Origin of the sequence: Methylobacterium sp. Leaf108, assembly GCF_001423265.1 — a bacterium.
Lineage (GTDB): Bacteria > Pseudomonadota > Alphaproteobacteria > Rhizobiales > Beijerinckiaceae > Methylobacterium.
The window spans coordinates 287,375-303,510 of sequence record NZ_LMND01000001.1 but is presented as its reverse complement, the minus strand read 5'-3'; the positions used below and the strand labels follow the sequence as shown (position 1 = coordinate 303,510).

17 protein-coding genes are annotated in these 16,136 nt (G+C 70.7%); 11 read left to right on the top strand and 6 right to left on the bottom strand.

Features of this window, described 5'->3' with window-relative positions; all coding sequences use genetic code 11:
• Positions 1-63: 63 nt before the first annotated feature.
• Together ASF39_RS01525 and ASF39_RS01520 are read right to left on the bottom strand one after the other, a co-directional pair.
• Positions 64-2,232, bottom strand: a complete 2,169-nt coding sequence (locus tag ASF39_RS01525; RefSeq protein ID WP_056280589.1) for a transglycosylase domain-containing protein — start codon at positions 2,230-2,232, stop codon at positions 64-66.
• Between the two features lie 217 nt (positions 2,233-2,449).
• On the bottom strand, positions 2,450-2,704 hold the full coding sequence (locus tag ASF39_RS01520) for a PilZ domain-containing protein (RefSeq protein ID WP_055879381.1): 255 nt from the start codon (positions 2,702-2,704) through the stop codon (positions 2,450-2,452).
• A 202-nt stretch (positions 2,705-2,906) separates the two neighbouring features.
• Between ASF39_RS01520 and ASF39_RS01515 the strand changes: the two genes are divergently transcribed.
• The 7 genes from ASF39_RS01515 (at position 2,907) to ssuD (ending at position 9,177) form a co-directional block, all read left to right on the top strand.
• Positions 2,907-3,224 (top strand): hypothetical protein, encoded by a 318-nt coding sequence (locus ASF39_RS01515; RefSeq protein ID WP_055879378.1) that lies wholly within the window; start codon positions 2,907-2,909, stop codon positions 3,222-3,224.
• Positions 3,225-3,354: 130 nt separating this feature from the next.
• Positions 3,355-4,401 (top strand): putative sulfate exporter family transporter, encoded by a 1,047-nt coding sequence (locus ASF39_RS01510; protein ID WP_056281102.1) that lies wholly within the window; start codon positions 3,355-3,357, stop codon positions 4,399-4,401.
• Between the two features lie 328 nt (positions 4,402-4,729).
• The gene (gene msuE / locus ASF39_RS01505) at positions 4,730-5,311 is read left to right on the top strand and encodes an FMN reductase (protein WP_056280586.1); all 582 of its coding nucleotides are present in this window, start codon (positions 4,730-4,732) and stop codon (positions 5,309-5,311) included.
• Positions 5,308-6,267: a sulfonate ABC transporter substrate-binding protein gene (locus ASF39_RS01500; RefSeq protein ID WP_056280583.1), complete on the top strand. Its 960-nt coding sequence runs from the start codon at positions 5,308-5,310 to the stop codon at positions 6,265-6,267. Before msuE ends, ASF39_RS01500 begins: the two co-directional genes overlap by 4 nt.
• Positions 6,264-7,055, top strand: coding sequence for an aliphatic sulfonate ABC transporter permease SsuC (gene ssuC, locus ASF39_RS01495; protein ID WP_056280580.1), 792 nt, complete (start codon positions 6,264-6,266; stop codon positions 7,053-7,055). Before ASF39_RS01500 ends, ssuC begins: the two co-directional genes overlap by 4 nt.
• A gap of 84 nt (positions 7,056-7,139) precedes the next feature.
• Positions 7,140-7,973 carry an ATP-binding cassette domain-containing protein gene (locus ASF39_RS01490; protein WP_056280577.1) on the top strand — a complete coding sequence of 278 codons (834 nt, stop codon included), beginning with the start codon at positions 7,140-7,142 and terminating at the stop codon, positions 7,971-7,973.
• Between the two features lie 40 nt (positions 7,974-8,013).
• Positions 8,014-9,177 carry an FMNH2-dependent alkanesulfonate monooxygenase gene (gene ssuD, locus ASF39_RS01485; protein WP_055879364.1) on the top strand — a complete coding sequence of 388 codons (1,164 nt, stop codon included), beginning with the start codon at positions 8,014-8,016 and terminating at the stop codon, positions 9,175-9,177.
• A gap of 8 nt (positions 9,178-9,185) precedes the next feature.
• Here the strand turns inward: ssuD and ASF39_RS21710 are convergent, their stop codons facing one another.
• The 3 genes from ASF39_RS21710 to ASF39_RS01475 all read right to left on the bottom strand — a co-directional run bounded on the left by ASF39_RS21710 (position 9,186) and on the right by ASF39_RS01475 (position 12,823).
• Complete coding sequence (locus ASF39_RS21710; RefSeq protein ID WP_165700231.1) at positions 9,186-9,362, bottom strand: hypothetical protein; 177 nt, start codon at positions 9,360-9,362, stop codon at positions 9,186-9,188.
• Positions 9,359-10,471, bottom strand: coding sequence for a PepSY-associated TM helix domain-containing protein (locus tag ASF39_RS01480; protein WP_056280574.1), 1,113 nt, complete (start codon positions 10,469-10,471; stop codon positions 9,359-9,361). Before ASF39_RS01480 ends, ASF39_RS21710 begins: the two co-directional genes overlap by 4 nt.
• Before the next feature lie 111 nt (positions 10,472-10,582).
• Entirely contained in the window at positions 10,583-12,823 is a 2,241-nt protein-coding gene (locus ASF39_RS01475) for a TonB-dependent siderophore receptor (RefSeq protein ID WP_056281101.1), read from the bottom strand.
• A gap of 278 nt (positions 12,824-13,101) precedes the next feature.
• Between ASF39_RS01475 and ruvC the strand changes: the two genes are divergently transcribed.
• Positions 13,102-13,683 carry a crossover junction endodeoxyribonuclease RuvC gene (ruvC, locus tag ASF39_RS01470; protein ID WP_056280571.1) on the top strand — a complete coding sequence of 194 codons (582 nt, stop codon included), beginning with the start codon at positions 13,102-13,104 and terminating at the stop codon, positions 13,681-13,683.
• Between the two features lie 12 nt (positions 13,684-13,695).
• Here ruvC and ASF39_RS01465 read toward each other — a convergent pair whose 3' ends face one another.
• Entirely contained in the window at positions 13,696-14,316 is a 621-nt protein-coding gene (locus ASF39_RS01465; protein ID WP_056280567.1) for a YceI family protein, read from the bottom strand.
• A gap of 90 nt (positions 14,317-14,406) precedes the next feature.
• On the opposite strand from ASF39_RS01465, the gene ruvA reads away from it, so the two are divergent.
• From ruvA to bfr, 3 genes are all read left to right on the top strand, one after another.
• Positions 14,407-15,024 carry a Holliday junction branch migration protein RuvA gene (gene ruvA, locus ASF39_RS01460; protein WP_056280564.1) on the top strand — a complete coding sequence of 206 codons (618 nt, stop codon included), beginning with the start codon at positions 14,407-14,409 and terminating at the stop codon, positions 15,022-15,024.
• A gap of 268 nt (positions 15,025-15,292) precedes the next feature.
• Entirely contained in the window at positions 15,293-15,550 is a 258-nt protein-coding gene (locus tag ASF39_RS01455; protein ID WP_055879349.1) for a (2Fe-2S)-binding protein, read from the top strand.
• A 63-nt stretch (positions 15,551-15,613) separates the two neighbouring features.
• Positions 15,614-16,111, top strand: coding sequence for a bacterioferritin (gene bfr, locus ASF39_RS01450; protein WP_055879346.1), 498 nt, complete (start codon positions 15,614-15,616; stop codon positions 16,109-16,111).
• Positions 16,112-16,136 lie beyond the last annotated feature (25 nt).

The following is a 16,136-nucleotide window of genomic DNA, read 5'->3' as shown; positions in this document are numbered from 1 at the left end:
TCCGCATCACGAAGTGATCAACCGGAAGTGGTAATACTGCGTAGAAGCGCGATCGCCCCGCCGCTACTCGCCCACCCCGAAAAGCTTCTCCAAAAAGTTGCGGTCGTCCTGGCTCGGGCCGCGGGCGCGCTGGTTGGCGGCGGCGACCTTGGCCGGGGCGGGCTGTGGTTCGCCGAGCAGGGCGCCGATGAGGCCGCCCGGGGTGCTGCCGGTGACGGCGGGCGCCTCGGCCGGGCCGCGCTGGCGCCAGCGGCCGGCGCCCGGCAGCATCGTCGGGCTCTGGCCCTTGAGGGCGGTGGTCATGTAGGTCTTCCAGACCTCGCCGGGCAAATTGCCGCCCGAGACCTTCTTGGTCGGCTCGCCGTCGTCGTTGCCGAGCCAGACGCCGGTCACCAGGGTCGCGGAATAGCCGATGAACCAGGCATCGCGAAAATCCTGGCTGGTGCCGGTCTTGCCGGCGAGATCCCAGCCGGGGATCTCGGACTTCCTGGCGGTGCCCGAGACGAAGGTCTCGTGCATCATCGCGTTCATCATCGAGACGGCGTTGGGCTCGATCACCCGGCCGAGGCCGCCCTCGGGGCGCTTGTAGAGCACCTTGCCCTCGGCCGATTTCACGCTCGACACCACGTAGGGGATGACGCCGGTGCCGCCGTTGGCGAAGGCGGCGTAGGCGCCCACGAGTTCGAGCGGCGTCACCTCGGAGGTGCCCAGCGCGATAGAGCCGTTGGCCTGGAGCGGTGAGGCGATGCCGAGGCGTTGGGCCGTCTGCACCACCGCCTTCGGGCCGACCTCCTGGCCGAGGCGCACCGCCACGGTGTTGAGGGAGAGCGCCAGCGCCTCGCGCAAAGACACCGGCCCACGATAGTCGCGAGAATAGTTCTCGGGCGACCAGCCCTTGATGCTGACGGGGGAATCGTCGCGCACGCTGTCGGGGGAGAGGCCGCGCTCCACCGCCGCGAGGTACACGAACGGCTTGAAGGCCGAGCCCGGCTGGCGCTTGGCGGTGGTGGCGCGGTTGAACTGGCTCAGGGCGTAGTCGCGCCCGCCGATCAGCGCGCGGATCGCCCCGTCGGGCTTCATCGAGACCAGGGCGCCCTGGGCGACGTTGTAGCGTGCGCCCTTGAGGGTGAGCTCGTCCACCAGGGCCTTCTCGGCCGCCCCCTGGAGGCCGGTGTCGACGGTGGTCTGGACGACGATGTCGCTCTCGAACTTCGGCACGTAGTCGTCGAGGACGTCGATCACGAGGTCGGCGACGTAGTTGGCCGAGCCGCCCCCGCCCGAGCGCGCCGGCCGGGCCGGGTTCGCCAGGGCCAGCTTCACGTCGGCGGGCTTGGCGAAACCCAGGTCCTCCATGGCGGCGAGCACCTGGGCGGCCCGCGCCTGGGCGGCGGGCAGGTTGCGGTTGGGTGCGAGCCGCGAGGGCGCCTGCACGAGGCCGCCGAGCATGGCGGCTTCGGCCAAAGTGACGGCCTTGGCCGGCTTGCCGAAGTAGCGCTGCGCCGCCGCCTCGACGCCGTAGGCGCCGGCCCCGAAGTAGACCCGGTTGAGGTAGAGTTCGAGGATCTCATCCTTGGTGTAGGTGTGCTCCAGCCAGAGCGCCAGGATCGCCTCCTGGATCTTTCGCGAGGCGGAGCGTTCCGGGGTCAGGAACAGGTTCTTGGCGAGCTGCTGGGTGAGGGTCGAGCCGCCCTGCGAGACGCCGCGGCGGGTGACGTTCTGCGCCATGGCGCGGGCGATGCCGACGGGGTCGACGCCCAGATGCGAGTAGAACCGCCGGTCCTCGATCGCCACGAAGGCGCGGGGCAGGGTGGGGGGCAGTTCCTTGATGCTCACCACCCGGCCGCCGGTCTCGCCCCGGTTGGCCAGCAGCGAGCCGTCGCTGGCCAGGATCGCGATGTTGGGCGGGCGCTTGGGCACCTTGAGCTGGTCGATCGGCGGCAGGCGCGAGGCGTGGTAGGCGATGAGCCCGGCCAGCCCGATCACGCCCCACAGCCCCAGTACGACGCCGGCATAGACGATCCGCCCGAGGAAGGAGCGACGGCGCCGCCCCTTCTTGATGGCCGGGGTCCGGCGCGGGGAAGGCTTCATGTCCGGCTTATCCCTGCGCCCGGCCCCGCCGGCGCGATCGTCCCGCGACAGGCGCAGGTCGAGCCGCGACGAACCGGGATGGCGTCCCTCCGGCACGTCGAAATTCGGTTCGCCCCTGTCGCCGCGTCCGCGTCCATTCGCCATGCGCCTTCGTCGTCCCCCCGAAAGGTCTCGCCCCGACAGGTCTCGCCTCGAAAGGTTCGGCCGGATCGGCGCCGCGACGGGCCGGGGCGCGAGCCCCCCGATGCTGCATCGCGCGCCGAATTGACCCGCAGACGCAGTGGTAAATGCGGCAGGTTTAAGGGGTCTTAAGCATCCGGTTCCCGAGGCTCGGGCCGGGCGGACGACCCGCGCGGGCCGGTCAGAGCGGTCGCTGGCGGAAGTGCGCGCCGATGGTCTCGTCGTCCCGCCACGCCACCATGCAGATCCGGGCGCCCTCGATGCAGGGCGCGGTGAGGACGAAGGTCTGCGGCACCGCGTCGGTACCCGGCAGCGTCAGGCGAACCCCCGACTGGGAAAGGTCGTAGACGATGCAGGGCAGGGAGGTGTGTTCGTCGACGGCGATCGAACCGACCTCGTCGAAACGGGAGCGCGGGGACTGGCGGCGGTCGAGCATGTCGAGGATCCTGTCGCGTCTGATCCTCAGCATGTCACCCGTGCATTTAAGGAATGGCGCGGGAAAAGCGTCGTCTTGTCGGTATCATGCCGGTTCGGCCCACCCCGCGATGCGGTGGCGGACCGGGGGCTCGCGGGCCGCGAATTGCCTCGCGGCCGGGGCTTGCGGCTGCAAAACCCGGCCGTTCGGGTATAATGGGGCCATGGACAACATCATCCGCCCCACGTTCGGAGCGCCGCGCCCCGAACCACAGCGTCCCGAGCCGCGCATCCAGGTCACCACGGAGCGGGTCTACGGCGAGGCCCACGGCTACCGGGTCTGCCTCGTGCGGGGCGACGACGCCCCGGAGGGCGACGTGCTCAAGGTCGCCGTCGGGCTGACCACGGGCATGGAGGTCAGCACCGTCGCGATCCTGCCGGCGACCGAGGCCGGCGAGACCGACGCCGAGCTCGTCGCCCTGGCGGTGCTGCGGGCGCTCAGCCTCGTGGAGGTCGAAACGGTGCCGCCCCGCGGGGCCTGAGACCGGCGCCTCGCCGGCCCGATCGATCGATCTACGCGATCGAAAGCATCGCAACGTTCCATTGGAGTGCATGAGTGCGCGGTGCCATCGTGGCGTTCCGAAAGGAACGTCCATGACGATGCCGCGCCCGATGCTCGTAGTCCCCTCCGCGCCACCGTTGCGGCTGCGCCCGTTCGCCGCCCTCGGTGCCATCGCCCCCGGGCTCGGCCTGTGCCTCGCGGTGGCCGCCGCGGCCTCGGCGGCGGCCGCGCTCCAGGTCCGGCTGTGGGGGCGTCCCTGGCTCGACGCGGTCGTGCTGGCCATCCTGCTGGGAACGGCCTTGCGGTCGCTCCGGACGCCGTCGGCGCGGTGGCAGGCGGGGATCGACGTCTGCGCCAGGACGGTGCTGGAGATCGCCGTGGTGCTGCTCGGCGCCTCCCTCAGCCTGGGGACGCTCACGGCGGCGGGGCCGGGGCTGCTCGTCGGCATTGCCGGGGTCGTCGCCGTGGCGATCGCGTCGGGCTACGCCATCGGCCGGGCGCTCGGCCTGCCGCACCGCATGGCCACGCTGATCGCCTGCGGCAACGCGATCTGCGGCAACTCCGCCATCGCCGCCGTGGCACCGGTGATCGGCGCGGACGCGGACGACGTGGCCGCCGCCATCGCCTTCACGGCGGTGTTCGGCGTCCTGGCCGTGCTCGGCCTCCCCGTGCTGGTGCCGCTGCTCGGCCTGTCGCCGGAGGCCTATGGCGCCCTGGCCGGTCTCACCGTCTACGCCGTGCCCCAGGTCCTGGCCGCCACGGCACCGGTCTCGCTGGCGAGCGTCCACATCGGCACCCTCGTGAAGCTGGTGCGCGTGCTGATGCTCGGCCCGGTGGTGCTGGCTCTGTCCCTGCGCACCGGCGGCAAGGGCCGGCCGAACGGCCTCCCGATCCGCCCCCTCGTGCCTTGGTTCATCCTGGGCTTCCTCGCCCTGGCGGGCCTGCGCTCGGCCGGGGCGATCCCCGAGCCGGCGCTGCCGCCGATCGCCGACGGTGCGGCCTATCTGACCGTGGTCGCCATGGCGGCCCTGGGGCTCGGCGTCGACATCCGCGTCGTGGCCGGCGCCGGGCCGCGGGTGACGCTCGCCGTCGTCGGCTCGCTCCTCGTGCTCGTCGCCCTCAGCCTCGGGCTTCTGGCCATCCTGGGAATCCACTGACCGAAGCGACAGCGCGCTGCGGACCCGCCTCCACCGTGTTCTTTTTAGCGAACGCAACGCCCTCGGATCAGATGGTGGTTTTCGTCCGTGTTGTGGCCGATGACCGGGTTGGCGTCACGTTTTCCTCGGTTTCGGGAGAAAGTTCTGGCGGATCGCCGCCCGGGATATCAGCGCTCTCTCAAACGGCGTTCTTTCGAAAGGACTTTTCATTGACGGTGAGGCGCGACCTCGCGACAATCGGGGCCATCGAGACGCGGGCGAGCGGCGGCGTCGCCGACGCCCCGGTCCGTCCCGACGTCGTCCCGTTCCAGTCCGAAAGGCACGCCCCGTGGCCCGTCCCAGACTCGTCGGCTTCAGTGCCAACATCCAACGGCCCTCCAAGACGCGCACCCTGGTCGAGGCCATCGCCGATCGCGCGGCGGGGGAGGTCGCCCTCGATATCCGTCTCTTCGACATGGTCGATGCCGGCCCCGCGCTGGGATCGGCCTGGTCGCGCGACGCCCTGTCCCTGCCCGCCCGGAGGATCGTCGAGGCCATCGAGGAGGCCGATGCCCTCGTGGTCGCCTCGCCGGTCTACAAGGGCGCCTACACCGGCTTGTTCAAGCACCTGTTCGACCTCGTCGGGCCGGACGCCTTGATCGACACGCCCGTGGCGATCGCGGCCACCGGCGGCGGCCCCCGCCACGCCCTCGTCGTCGAGCACGCCTTTCGTCCGCTGTTCGGCTTCTTCGGCGCCCAGACGATCCCCACCGCCGTCTATGCCAGCGACGCCGACTTCCAGGACGGCGTGCTGCGCGACGATGGCGTGATCCAGCGCGTCGCGGACGCGGGCGGGCAACTCGCCCGCGCCATCCTGAGCCGGTCCGCCTCCGTCGAGGACAGCCTCGCGCTCCGGAGCGCCGCGCGATGATCGACCGGCGCCTCCTCCTCGCCATGGGCCTGTCGGCGGCCGCGGCCTCGCCCCTTCGGGCCGCCGAGACCGGCGTCCTGCGCATCGGCTACCAGAAGAACGGCATCCTCGTCGTCGCCAAGCAGCAGGGGGTGATCGAGGCCCGCCTGAAACCGCTCGGCGTCGGCGTGCGCTGGTCGGAGTTCTCCGCCGGGCCGCCGCTCCTCGAGGCGCTCGGGCTCGGCAGCATCGATCTCGGCCAGACCGGCGACGCCCCGCCGGTCTTTGCGCAGGCCGCCGGCGCCAACCTCGTCTATGCCGCCGCGCAGCCCGGCGGCGGCTCGGGTTCGGCGATCCTGGTGGCCGCCGCTTCGCCGATCCGCACGGTCGCCGACCTCAAGGGCAAGCGCGTCGCCTTCGCCAAGGGGTCGAGCGCCCACAACTTCATCGTCGTCGCCCTCGAGAGAGCGGGTCTCGGCTACGGCGACATCGAGCCGGTCCATCTCACCCCCGCCGACGGGGCGGCCGCCTTCAGCCGCGGCGCAGTCGACGCCTGGACCGTGTGGGACCCGTATTTCGCCATCGCCGAGCGGGCTCCGACCACCCGCATCCTCCAGCGCGTCTCGGACCTGATGGAGACGCACAACTACTTCCTGGCCAACGCCGACACCGCCCGGCAGCAGCCGGCGGTCCTCGCCGCCGTCCTCGACGTGCTGGCGGAGGTCGCTTCCTGGTGCGAGGCCAACCGCTCCGAGGTCGCCGCCGCCCTTTCCAAGGTGACGAACGTGCCCCTCGACGCCTCGCAGCGCGCGGTCGAGCGCATCCGCTTCACCATCGCGCCGATGGCGCCGGGAACGATCGCCGACCAGCAGAGGGTGGCCGACCGCTTCCACGGCCTCGGGCTCATCGCCAGGCCCGTCCGCGTCGCGGACGCGGTCTGGACTCCACCCGCCGACGCCAGGTTCGGCCGAGGATGAGCGCCGTGTCGTTCCCTCGCCTGCGCGTTCACGCGGCCCGCTTCGTACCTTGGCTGGTGCCGGCGGCGATCATCCTCGGCTGGCAGGCCGCGGCCTCGACCGGGCTCGTCTCGACCCGGTTCATGCCCGCCCCCACCGACGTCGTCGCGGCCGGCTGGCAGGCGGGACGCAGCGGCGAGCTCTGGACCAACCTCTGGGTCAGCTTCCTGCGCGCGGCGAGCGGCTTCCTCGTCGGCGGGACGATCGGGTTCGCCCTGGGCCTCGCCAACGGCCTGTCGCAGCTCTCCGAAAAGCTCACCGACACCACCCTGCAGATGGTGCGCAACATCCCGCACCTGTCGCTGATCCCGCTGGTCATCCTGTGGTTCGGCATCGACGAGGAGGCCAAGCTCTTCCTCGTGGCCATTGGCGTGTTCTTCCCGATCTACGCCAACACCCTGCACGGCATCCGCTCGGTGGACCCGCAGCTGGTGGAGATGGGGCGGACCTACGGCATGTCGCCCCTGACCCTGTTCCGGCGCGTGGTGCTGCCCGGCGCCCTGCCGTCGATCTTCGTGGGTCTGCGCTACGCGCTCGGCATCATGTGGCTGACGCTGATCGTGGCCGAGACGATCTCGGCCTCCTCGGGGCTGGGCTACATGGCGATGCAGGCGCGCGAGTTCATGCTCGTGGACGTCGTGGTGCTGGCCATCGTGATCTACGCCCTGCTCGGCAAGATCGCCGACACCCTGACGCGGGTCCTCGAGCGCACCTTCCTCGCCTGGAACCCGGCCTACCGGACGATCTGACGACGCGATTCCGAGCGGCGCGTGCCCGCCCCAGCCGACACGAGCCCCCTTCTCCTCGCCTCGACCAACAGCCGGACCCCGTCCATGACCGCAACGACCCTGTCGCGCACGATCGACGCACCGGCCGTCCGCACGGCCCCCCGTCCGCAGGAGACGGGGCCCGCGGCGTCGGCCACCGGCGTCGCCGTCACCCTGCGGGGCCTCGCCAAATCCTTCGACGGGCACCGGGTGATCGAAGGCCTCGACCTGCACATTCCGGCCGGGCAGTTCGTGGCCGTCGTCGGGCGCTCGGGCTGCGGCAAGAGCACCCTGCTGCGTCTCGTCCTCGGGCTGGAGCAGCCCAGCGCCGGCCGCATCGCGTTCGACACCGCCGGGGCCCTGCGCGCACCCACCAAGCGCATCATGTTCCAGGAGCCGCGCCTGCTGCCCTGGGCGAAGGTGGTCGACAACGTCGCGGTGGGCCTCGGCGAAGGCGTCCCGCGGGCGGAGCGCCGCACCCGGGCGCAGGCGGCCCTGGCCGAGGTCGGCCTGACCGAGAAGGCGGGCAACTGGCCCGCCACCCTGTCCGGCGGCCAGCGCCAGCGCGTCGCCCTGGCCCGGGCCCTCGTCAGCCGGCCCGGCCTGCTCGCCCTCGACGAGCCGCTCGGGGCGCTGGACGCCCTCACCCGCATCGACATGCAGGACATGATCGAGCGGATCTGGCGGGCGCAAAGTTTCACCGCGATCCTCGTGACCCACGACGTCGCCGAGTCCGTGGCGATGGCCGACCGCATCCTCGTCGTCGAGGACGGCCGCATCGCCCTCGACCTCACGGTGGACGTCCCCCGTCCGCGGCGGCGGGGCGACGCCGCCCTGGCGGCGCTGGAGGGCCGCATCCTCGATCACCTGCTGCGCGAGCGCGCGCCGGCTCGCACCTGAGCTCGCCGCGCGTTCCCGGCCACCCCAACGGAGAATCCCCATGACCGCCGAGACCGACGTCCTCTGGTTCCTGCCCACCCACGGCGACGGCCGCTACCTCGGCGCCCAGGAGGGGGCACGCGCCGTCACGCAGTCCTACCTCCGGCAGATCGCGCAGGCGGCCGACGAACTCGGCTACTACGGCGTGCTCCTGCCCACCGGCCGCTCGTGCGAGGACTCCTGGGTGGTGGCCTCGTCCCTGGTACCGCTGACCAAGCGCCTGCGCTTCCTCGTGGCCGTGCGCCCGGGCCTGCAGGAGCCCGCCATGGCCGCGCGCATGGCCGCGACCCTCGACCGGATCTCGGACGGGCGCCTCCTCATCAACGTGGTCACCGGCGGCGATCCGGTGGAGCTGCGCGGCGACGGCGTCTTCCTCGACCACGACGAGCGCTATGTCGTCACCGACGAGTTCCTGCACATCTGGCGCGGGCTGATGGCGGGCGAGACGGTCTCCTTCGAAGGCAAGCACCTCAAGGTGGAGGAGGGCCGGGTGATCTTCCCGCCCGTGCAGAAGCCGTATCCGCCGCTGTACTTCGGCGGCTCCTCGCCGGCCGGCATCGAGGTCGCCGCCGAGCATTGCGAGGTCTACCTCACCTGGGGCGAGCCCCCCACCGGTGTGGCGGAGAAGATCGCGAAGGCGCGTGAGGCGGCGGACCGGAAAGGAAAAACCTTCTCCTACGGCATCCGCCTCCACGTCATTGTGCGTGAGACCGAGGGCGAGGCCTGGAATGCCGCCGAGAACCTGATCTCGCGGCTCGACGACGCCACGATCGCCAAGGCGCAGGCGACCCTCAAGCGGCAGGATTCGGTGGGCCAGAGCCGGATGATGGCCCTGCACGGCGGCGACCGCACCAAGCTCGAGGTCTCGCCCAACCTCTGGGCCGGTGTCGGCCTCGTGCGCGGCGGCGCCGGCACGGCGCTGGTCGGCTCGGCCGATCAGGTCGCCGACCGGATGAAGGAGTACATCGATCTGGGGATCGATCGCTTCATCCTGTCGGGCTATCCCCATCTGGAGGAAGCCTATCGTTTCGCCGAACTGGTCTTCCCCAAGCTCCCCCTGCGCGCCACCACCGGCGTGCCCGCCAGCGGCGCGCGCAACGACGGCCCGTTCGGCGAGGTCATGGCCAACGACATCGCCCCGAGCCGGCGCATCGCCGCTCATTGAACGGCAACTCAGCCGGGGCGGCGGCGCCTCGCGAAGCGCAGGAGGTGCCACGCCAGGAGCAGCAGCGGCACGCCCAGGGCCAGCCAGGAGATCGGCGGACCGGCCTCCTCGAACAGCAGCGCACTCAGCAGGCCCGCCACGGTGAGGACCGCGACGAGGGCGGGGATCGCGAAGACGCGCCTCACCGCGCCTCCGCCAGGGCGAAGGCGGCGGCCCCGGCGCTACGCCGGCGGGTCCACCAGAGGTAGAGGCCGCTGCCCAGCACGACGATCGCGACGATGTCGAGGGCCGCCCAGATCAGCTTGAGGGGCATTCCGCCGTAGTCGCCGAAATGCAGCGGCTGCGACACCAGGATCGCGGTGAGATACCACGGCAGGGTCCGGGTATCGGCCACGGCCCCGGTGCCGGCATCGAGGAGCACCGGCTGGAGCAGCTTCGAGGTCAGCGGCGTCGAGCCCTTCAGGAACACGCCGTAATGGCGGGCGGTGCTGAAGCCGCTGCCGGGAAAGGCGATGAAGGCCGCCTCCATGCCCGGTGCCGCCTCCCGCGCGGTGGCGAGCACGCGGTCGAGGGAAGTGTTGGCCGCCACCGCCGGCTCGCCGCGGTGGGCCTGTGTCATCGCATCGAGTTCGGTGGCCTTCCAGCGCCCGATCAGCGGCTCGGACAGGGTGTTGATGACGCCGGTGAGCCCCACCACCGCGAGCCAGGTCGCGGTGACGATGCCCATGAGGTTGTGGACGTCGAGCCAGGCGATGCGCCGCCGCGGCCGGATGGTGCCGAAGGCCAGGCGCCGGGTGAACGGCCAGTACAGCACCACCCCCGACACGATCGCCGCCACGAGCAACGTTCCCATCGCGCCGAGGAAGAGCTTGCCGGGCAGGCCGGCGAACAGGTCGACGTGGAGGCGCAGCACCACCTGCATCAGCGCGCTCGACGCCGGCCCGAGCTTTTCCGCCCGCGCCGCGTCGTAGTTCACGGTGATCGAGTCGTTGGGGTGGCTGCCGGCGGTCGCGTTGAGGATGACGAAGGCGAGGCCCGGCTCGTGCTCGTCCCAGCCGATGTACTGGATCACCCGGCCCGGATGATCGGCGAGCGCTCTGGCCGCCAGGGTGTCGACGGAGGCCGGGGCGCCCGCCGTGAGCGGCGCCGGGGCGGCCACCCCGAGCCAGCCGTCGATCTCGTGGTGGAAGATCAGCGGCAGCCCGGTGAGACACAGAAGCAGCATGAACACGGTCGAGACGAGGCTCGTCCAGGTATGGACGACGGCCCAGGCACGGGTGGTGGCTGGTTTCATGCGGTCACCGATATCCACCTAGTGTGTTCACCCGGAAGGCGCTCCCCTCCCCACCAGGAGGAGGAGAGCGGCGCGAGCCGGACCACCGGATCCTTTTCTCTGCTCACCCTCTCACCACCGGTAGCCGAGGCTGGCCGTGATGCGCCGCTGCTCGCCGTAGAAGCAGGCGGTGGCGGTGGAGCAGGACGAGACGAAGCGGCGGTCGCCGGCGTTCTGGATGTTCAGCGCCGCCCGCCAGCCGTCGCGCTCGTAATGGACCGCGGCGTCGAACAGCACGTATTCGGATACCCGCAGGGTGTTGGCGACATCGGCGAAGGACTCGCCGACGTAGCGCACGCCGCCGCCGAAGCCGAAGCCCTTCCACTCGCCGAAGGGGATCGTGTAGTCGCCCCACAGCGAGGCGAAGGTCTGCGGGATGCCCACCGGCACCTTGCCGAGGTCGAGGGTGGTGCCCTCCACCGTCTTGAGGTCGTAGCTCGTCACCGCCGCCACGACGTTCAGGCCCTCGACGAGGTTGGCGGTGAACGAGGCCTCGACGCCGCGCGAGCGCACCGCGCCGATCTGGATGTTGGTGAAGACGTTGTTTGGGTCGGGCGTCAGCACGTTCGAGCGCTGCAGGTCGAAGGCCGCCACCGTGAAGAAGCTGTTCCACCCCACCGGCTGGAACTTGGCGCCGACCTCGATCTGGTCGCCGCGATCGGGCTTGAACGGGTTGCCGGCAGCATCCGTGCCCACGATCGGGTTGAACGAGGTGCCGTAGGTGACGTAGGGCGCCAGCCCGTTGTCGAAGTTGTAGATCAACCCGAGGCGACCGGTGAAGGCCTGGTCGTTCCCCCGCACGGCCGGGGCGCCGAGCTTGCTGACCACGTCGTTGGTGACGAAATCCTGCCGGCCGCCGACCAGCAGGGTCAGCCGCTCGGTGAGGCGGATCTGGTCCTGGGCGTAGAGGCCGAGCTGCTGCAGGTTCTGGTTGGTGACGAGGTAGGGCAGCGGCGTCGCCGAGGTCTGGTTGTAGCGCGGCGACAGGATGTTGATCGGCGGCACCTGGAACGGGCTGAGAAACGGCGTCGAGGCCTGATTGTCGAACAGATTGTAGTTCTTGTAGTCGATGCCCATCAGCACGGTGTGGCCGAACAGCCCGTCCGAGAAACGCGCCTCGGCCTGGTTGTCCACCGCGAAGGTGCCGGCATGCGGCGTGGTGCGGAAACCGTAGCGGCTGAGCTCGGTCTGGGTCGGGTCGCCTGCGACGTAGCCGTTGCCGACGTAGCGCCGATCCTGCACCTCGGTGAAGGCGTAGCGAAGGTTCTGGCGAACGGTCCAGACGTCGCTCAGATGGGTCTCGAACTCGTAGCCGACGTTGGCTTGATTGCGGCTGTAGCCGTCGACGAGGGGGTCGCTGGAGTTGAAGCGGCGGTCGATCCGGATGCCGAGCGCCTGGGGCCGGACGGTGCCGAGGTAGGGCAGGAACTGCGCGATACCGCCGGCCTCGTCGCGCTGGAAGCTCGTGAGCAGGGTGAAGGTGGTCGCCCCGTCCGGCTTATAGGTGAGGCTGGGCGCGATGTAGTAGCGGTCGTCCCCCGCCAGGGCGACGGGGGCGTCGGCCTTCTGCACCCGGCCGGTGACCCGGTAGAACCAATGGCCCGACTGATCGACCGGGCCGCCGACGTCGAACGCCGCGTAGACCTGGTTGAACGAGCCGCCGCCGACCTCGACGTAGCGGAGCGGGTCGAGGGGCGGGCGCTTCGAGACGATATTGACGAGGCCGCCCACCGGGCTGCCGCCGAACAGGGTGGCGGAGGGGCCGCGCAGCACCTCGATGCGCTCGGCGCCGAAGGCGTCGACCTTGTAGTTGGCGAACCCCGTCTGGAAGAGCTGCAGCCCGTCCCGGTACAGCCCGCCCTCGGTGGCCGAAAAGCCGCGGATGATGAACCAGTCCACCCGCGGGTCCTGGCCGAACTGGTTGGCGAAGATGCCGGGCGTGTAGCGCACCGCCTCCGAGACCGTCTGGGCGGCCTGGGCGCGGATCTGCTCGGTGCCGACCACGCTGATCGACTGGGGCGTGCGGATCAGCGGCGTGTCGGTCTTCGTGGCGGTGGCGCTGGTGGTGGCGACGTAGCCGCTGACCGGACCCTTGGCCGTCTCGATGCCCCGTGGCGTGCCCGGTGTGCCGATCCCCGCCCCGCCGCGGCCGTCGCCTTCGATGCGCAACTCGTCGAGGGTGACGCTGCCGCCAGCAGGCGCTCGGGCCTCCTGCGCCTGCGCGACGCCGACGGCCAGCGGGATCGACGCCGCCAGGGCCGACCGGCGCAGGGCGCCGAGGGCCGCACGTCGCACGAGGGGGTGGGATGGCATGGGAAGGCTCCGCATTCGGCAGCCGAACGGGCTCGCGCGATCGGCGAGGGGCTCGGGCTCCGTTCTTTTGAATGAAACTAAAGTACTGTTTTAAAAGGCATTTTCGAATCGCGTTTTATGTATGCACCGCACCGAAGGCAAGCCGCGTCGCTCGGGCGTCCGGTTCGGGGCGGCCCGCCGTGACATTCGCGTATCACCCCGGTCGACTCAGGGATCCGCATCCGTTCATGGTATGTTTCGAAAGACAGCGGCAGGGTCCGCGTGGCAGGGAGAGTGTGATGACCAGCCAGGCCCCGACCCGTATCCTCGGCATCGACCCGGGCCTGCGCCGAACCGGCTGGGGCCTGATCTCGGTGGTCGGGACCAAGCTCGCCTACGTCGACTGCGGGGTCGTGACCTCGAACGGCGACCTGCCGCTGGCCCTGCGACTGCGCGAGTTGCACGAGGGGATCAGCCGGATCGTCCAGGGGTTCGCCCCCGACGAGGTCGCGGTGGAGGAGACCTTCGTCAACAAGGACGCGCAGGCGACGCTCAAGCTCGGGCACGCGCGGGCCATCGCCCTGCTGGTGCCGGCCCTGGCCGGCCTGCCGGTGTTCGAATACGCCGCCAACCTCGTGAAGAAGACCGTGGTCGGCTCGGGCCACGCCGATAAGGCGCAGATCCAGGCGATGGTGATGTTCCTGATGCCCAAGGCGGAGTTCAAGACCGCCGACGCCGCCGACGCCCTCGCCATCGCCGTGACCCACGCAAGCCATCGCGGCGCGCATGCGATCCGGCGGCGGCACGCGCCCGGCGCGGTGGCCGGGCCGGGGGCGGCGCGCATCGCGGCGGCCCTGGCCAAGGCGGTGGCGAAAGGCTGACCGGCGCCGAGGTCAGGGCGTCGGGGTCGCGGCCTTGAACTCGCCCTCGAGACGCAGGGTCACCTCGTCGCCCACCGCCGGCAGGAAGGCGGTGATGCCAAACTCCGACCGCTTGATCACCGCGCGTCCGTCGAAGCCCACCGTGTAGCGCCGGTCGATCGGGTTGACGCCGGACTGGTTGAAGGTGGCGTCGAAGGCGACGGGCCTGGTGACGCCCTTCAGGGTGAGATCTCCCGTGACGCGCGCGGTGGTGGGGCTGGTGGGCTCGATGCCGGTGCCGGTGAAGGTGGCGGCGGGAAAGCCCGCGACGGCGAAGAAGTCGGGCCCGCGCATGTGGGCGTCCAGCGCCGCGTTGATGCCGCTGATGCTGGCCATGCCGATGGTGGCGGTGAGGCGGCTCCTGGCGGGCTCCTTCGGGTCGAGGTCGAGCTTGGCGGCCACGTCTGTGATCTGGCCGTAATAGGTGGAATACCCCAGGTGGCTGACCGACCAGGTGATCTTGCCGTGCGCCGGATCGAGGACGTAGGCCCCGGCCCGAACCTTGGTGGGGTCGGCGCTCGGAGCGGCGTCCTCCTGCGCGCGGGCACCCGCCGTGGCGAGCAGGACGAGGGCGATCACGGGCAGGCGCATCATGCGGGCATCCTCGAAGAGCGTGTCTGAGTGTGGCTGGAAGTCCTGTGGGGGTGATCTACAGGAACGTGCGGCGAGGGTAAGGGACAACGCATGATCGGCAAGCTGAAGGGCGTGGTGGATTCGCTCGGCGAGGACGTGGTGATCCTCGACGTGAACGGGGTCGGCTACGTGGTGCATTGCTCCGCCCGCACGCTCCAGCGCCTGCCCGCCGTCGGCGAGGCCGCCGCCCTGTCCATCGAGACCCATGTCCGCGAGGACATGATCCGCCTCTACGGCTTCCGGTCCGACGCCGAGCGCGAGTGGTTCCGCCTGCTCCAGGGCGTGCAGGGGGTGGGGGCCAAGGTGGCGCTCGCGGTGCTGTCCGTCCTCGAGCCGCCGGCGCTAGCCACCGCCATCGCCACGGGCGACAAGACCGGCATCAGCCGGGCACCCGGCGTCGGACCGCGCCTCGCCGCCCGCCTCGTCGCCGAACTCAAGGACAAGGCGCCGGCCTTCGCGTCCCTCGACCCCGCCGTCCTCGCCCTCGCCGGCGCCGTCGAGGACCGGACCGCGCCGCAACCGGCGGCCGATGCGGTCTCGGCCCTGGTCAACCTCGGCTACGCCCCGGTCCAGGCCTCCTCCGCCATCGCCGCCGCCCTGCGCGAGGCCGGGGAGGGCGCCGAGACCAAGGTGCTGATCCGCCTCGGCCTGCGCGAACTCGCCCGCTGACGGATTGTCGCCGGCCGGCGTCGGCCGGGTTGTGCCCGCGCCGGTATCCCTTCGTCCTGCGTCCACACCGATGCGGACCCTGCGTGCGGCTCATGGCTCGGCATGAGGGCCCCCAATCGGCTTGCGGGCCGCGCAGAGACCCGCTAAGTTGTTGAAAGAACAGTAGATTTCAATCGTTCTAAAAAGACGGGCAAGTGAATGTCGGTGCTCAGAAAAGGCCGGTCCGTAGGGGTGTCCTCCTCCGTGCGTCTCGCTTGAGGGGCCGCACATGATCGTGTGTTCCTGCAACGTCCTGTCCGACGGCGCCGTGCGCGCCTGCCTCGACCGGGGTGCCGACTGCCCGCGCACGCCGGCCCAGGTCCACGCCTGCCTCGGATGCAGCCCCAAGTGCGGCCGATGCGCCCGCACCATCCGGGCGATCATGCAGACGGCCCTCGCGGAGGCCGCGCATACCTGCGCGACGGGTTGCGCAACCGGCTGCTCTCTGGTCAAGGTCGCACCAGCGGAGGCGGACATCGCCGCGTGAGCCGGGCCCGGCTCTCGCGGCGATGTCACGCCTCGTAGGCGTGACGCTCAGGGAGACGGGCACATGAAGGGTGATACCAAGGTCGTCGAGTACCTCAACCGCGGCCTGCGCAGCGAGTTGACGGCGGTCAGCCAGTACTGGCTGCACTTCCGCATGCTGAACGACTGGGGCTACATCGACCTCGCCAAGTTCTGGCGCAAGGAGTCGATCGAAGAGATGAACCATGCCGATCGCTTCGTCGATCGCATCCTGTTCCTCGACGGCTTCCCCAACCTGCAGGAACTCGATCCCCTGCGCATCGGCCAGAACGTCGAGGAGATCATCGCCTGCGATCTCGCCGCCGAGACCGAGGCCCGCGCCCTCTACCTCGAGGCCGCGCAGTACTGCGATTCGATCAACGATCGCGTCTCCAAGCAGCTGTTCGAGGCGCTGGCCGCGGACGAGGAAGGCCACATCGACTTCCTCGAGACGCAGCAGACCCTGATCTCCCAGATCGGCCTGCCGCTCTACGCCCAGAAGCACATCGGCGGCCTCGAGCCGATCGCCCCGGAAGCCGACTGAGCTTTGGCATCACGGCCCGCGGCGC

What these genes read in the sequence shown, in the direction of transcription:
- ASF39_RS01525 (WP_056280589.1), bottom strand. Translation starts at nt 2,232, where the DNA reads ATGGCGAATGGACGCGGACGCGGCGACAGGGGCGAACCGAATTTCGAC.
- ASF39_RS01520 (WP_055879381.1), bottom strand. Translation starts at nt 2,704, where the DNA reads ATGCTCGACCGCCGCCAGTCCCCGCGCTCCCGTTTCGACGAGGTCGGT.
- ASF39_RS01515 (WP_055879378.1), top strand. Translation starts at nt 2,907, where the DNA reads ATGGACAACATCATCCGCCCCACGTTCGGAGCGCCGCGCCCCGAACCA.
- ASF39_RS01510 (WP_056281102.1), top strand. Translation starts at nt 3,355, where the DNA reads ATGCTCGTAGTCCCCTCCGCGCCACCGTTGCGGCTGCGCCCGTTCGCC.
- ASF39_RS01500 (WP_056280583.1), top strand. Translation starts at nt 5,308, where the DNA reads ATGATCGACCGGCGCCTCCTCCTCGCCATGGGCCTGTCGGCGGCCGCG.
- ssuC (WP_056280580.1), top strand. Translation starts at nt 6,264, where the DNA reads ATGAGCGCCGTGTCGTTCCCTCGCCTGCGCGTTCACGCGGCCCGCTTC.
- ASF39_RS01490 (WP_056280577.1), top strand. Translation starts at nt 7,140, where the DNA reads ATGACCGCAACGACCCTGTCGCGCACGATCGACGCACCGGCCGTCCGC.
- ssuD (WP_055879364.1), top strand. Translation starts at nt 8,014, where the DNA reads ATGACCGCCGAGACCGACGTCCTCTGGTTCCTGCCCACCCACGGCGAC.
- ASF39_RS01480 (WP_056280574.1), bottom strand. Translation starts at nt 10,471, where the DNA reads ATGAAACCAGCCACCACCCGTGCCTGGGCCGTCGTCCATACCTGGACG.
- ASF39_RS01475 (WP_056281101.1), bottom strand. Translation starts at nt 12,823, where the DNA reads ATGCCATCCCACCCCCTCGTGCGACGTGCGGCCCTCGGCGCCCTGCGC.
- ruvC (WP_056280571.1), top strand. Translation starts at nt 13,102, where the DNA reads ATGACCAGCCAGGCCCCGACCCGTATCCTCGGCATCGACCCGGGCCTG.
- ASF39_RS01465 (WP_056280567.1), bottom strand. Translation starts at nt 14,316, where the DNA reads ATGATGCGCCTGCCCGTGATCGCCCTCGTCCTGCTCGCCACGGCGGGT.
- ruvA (WP_056280564.1), top strand. Translation starts at nt 14,407, where the DNA reads ATGATCGGCAAGCTGAAGGGCGTGGTGGATTCGCTCGGCGAGGACGTG.
- ASF39_RS01455 (WP_055879349.1), top strand. Translation starts at nt 15,293, where the DNA reads ATGATCGTGTGTTCCTGCAACGTCCTGTCCGACGGCGCCGTGCGCGCC.
- bfr (WP_055879346.1), top strand. Translation starts at nt 15,614, where the DNA reads ATGAAGGGTGATACCAAGGTCGTCGAGTACCTCAACCGCGGCCTGCGC.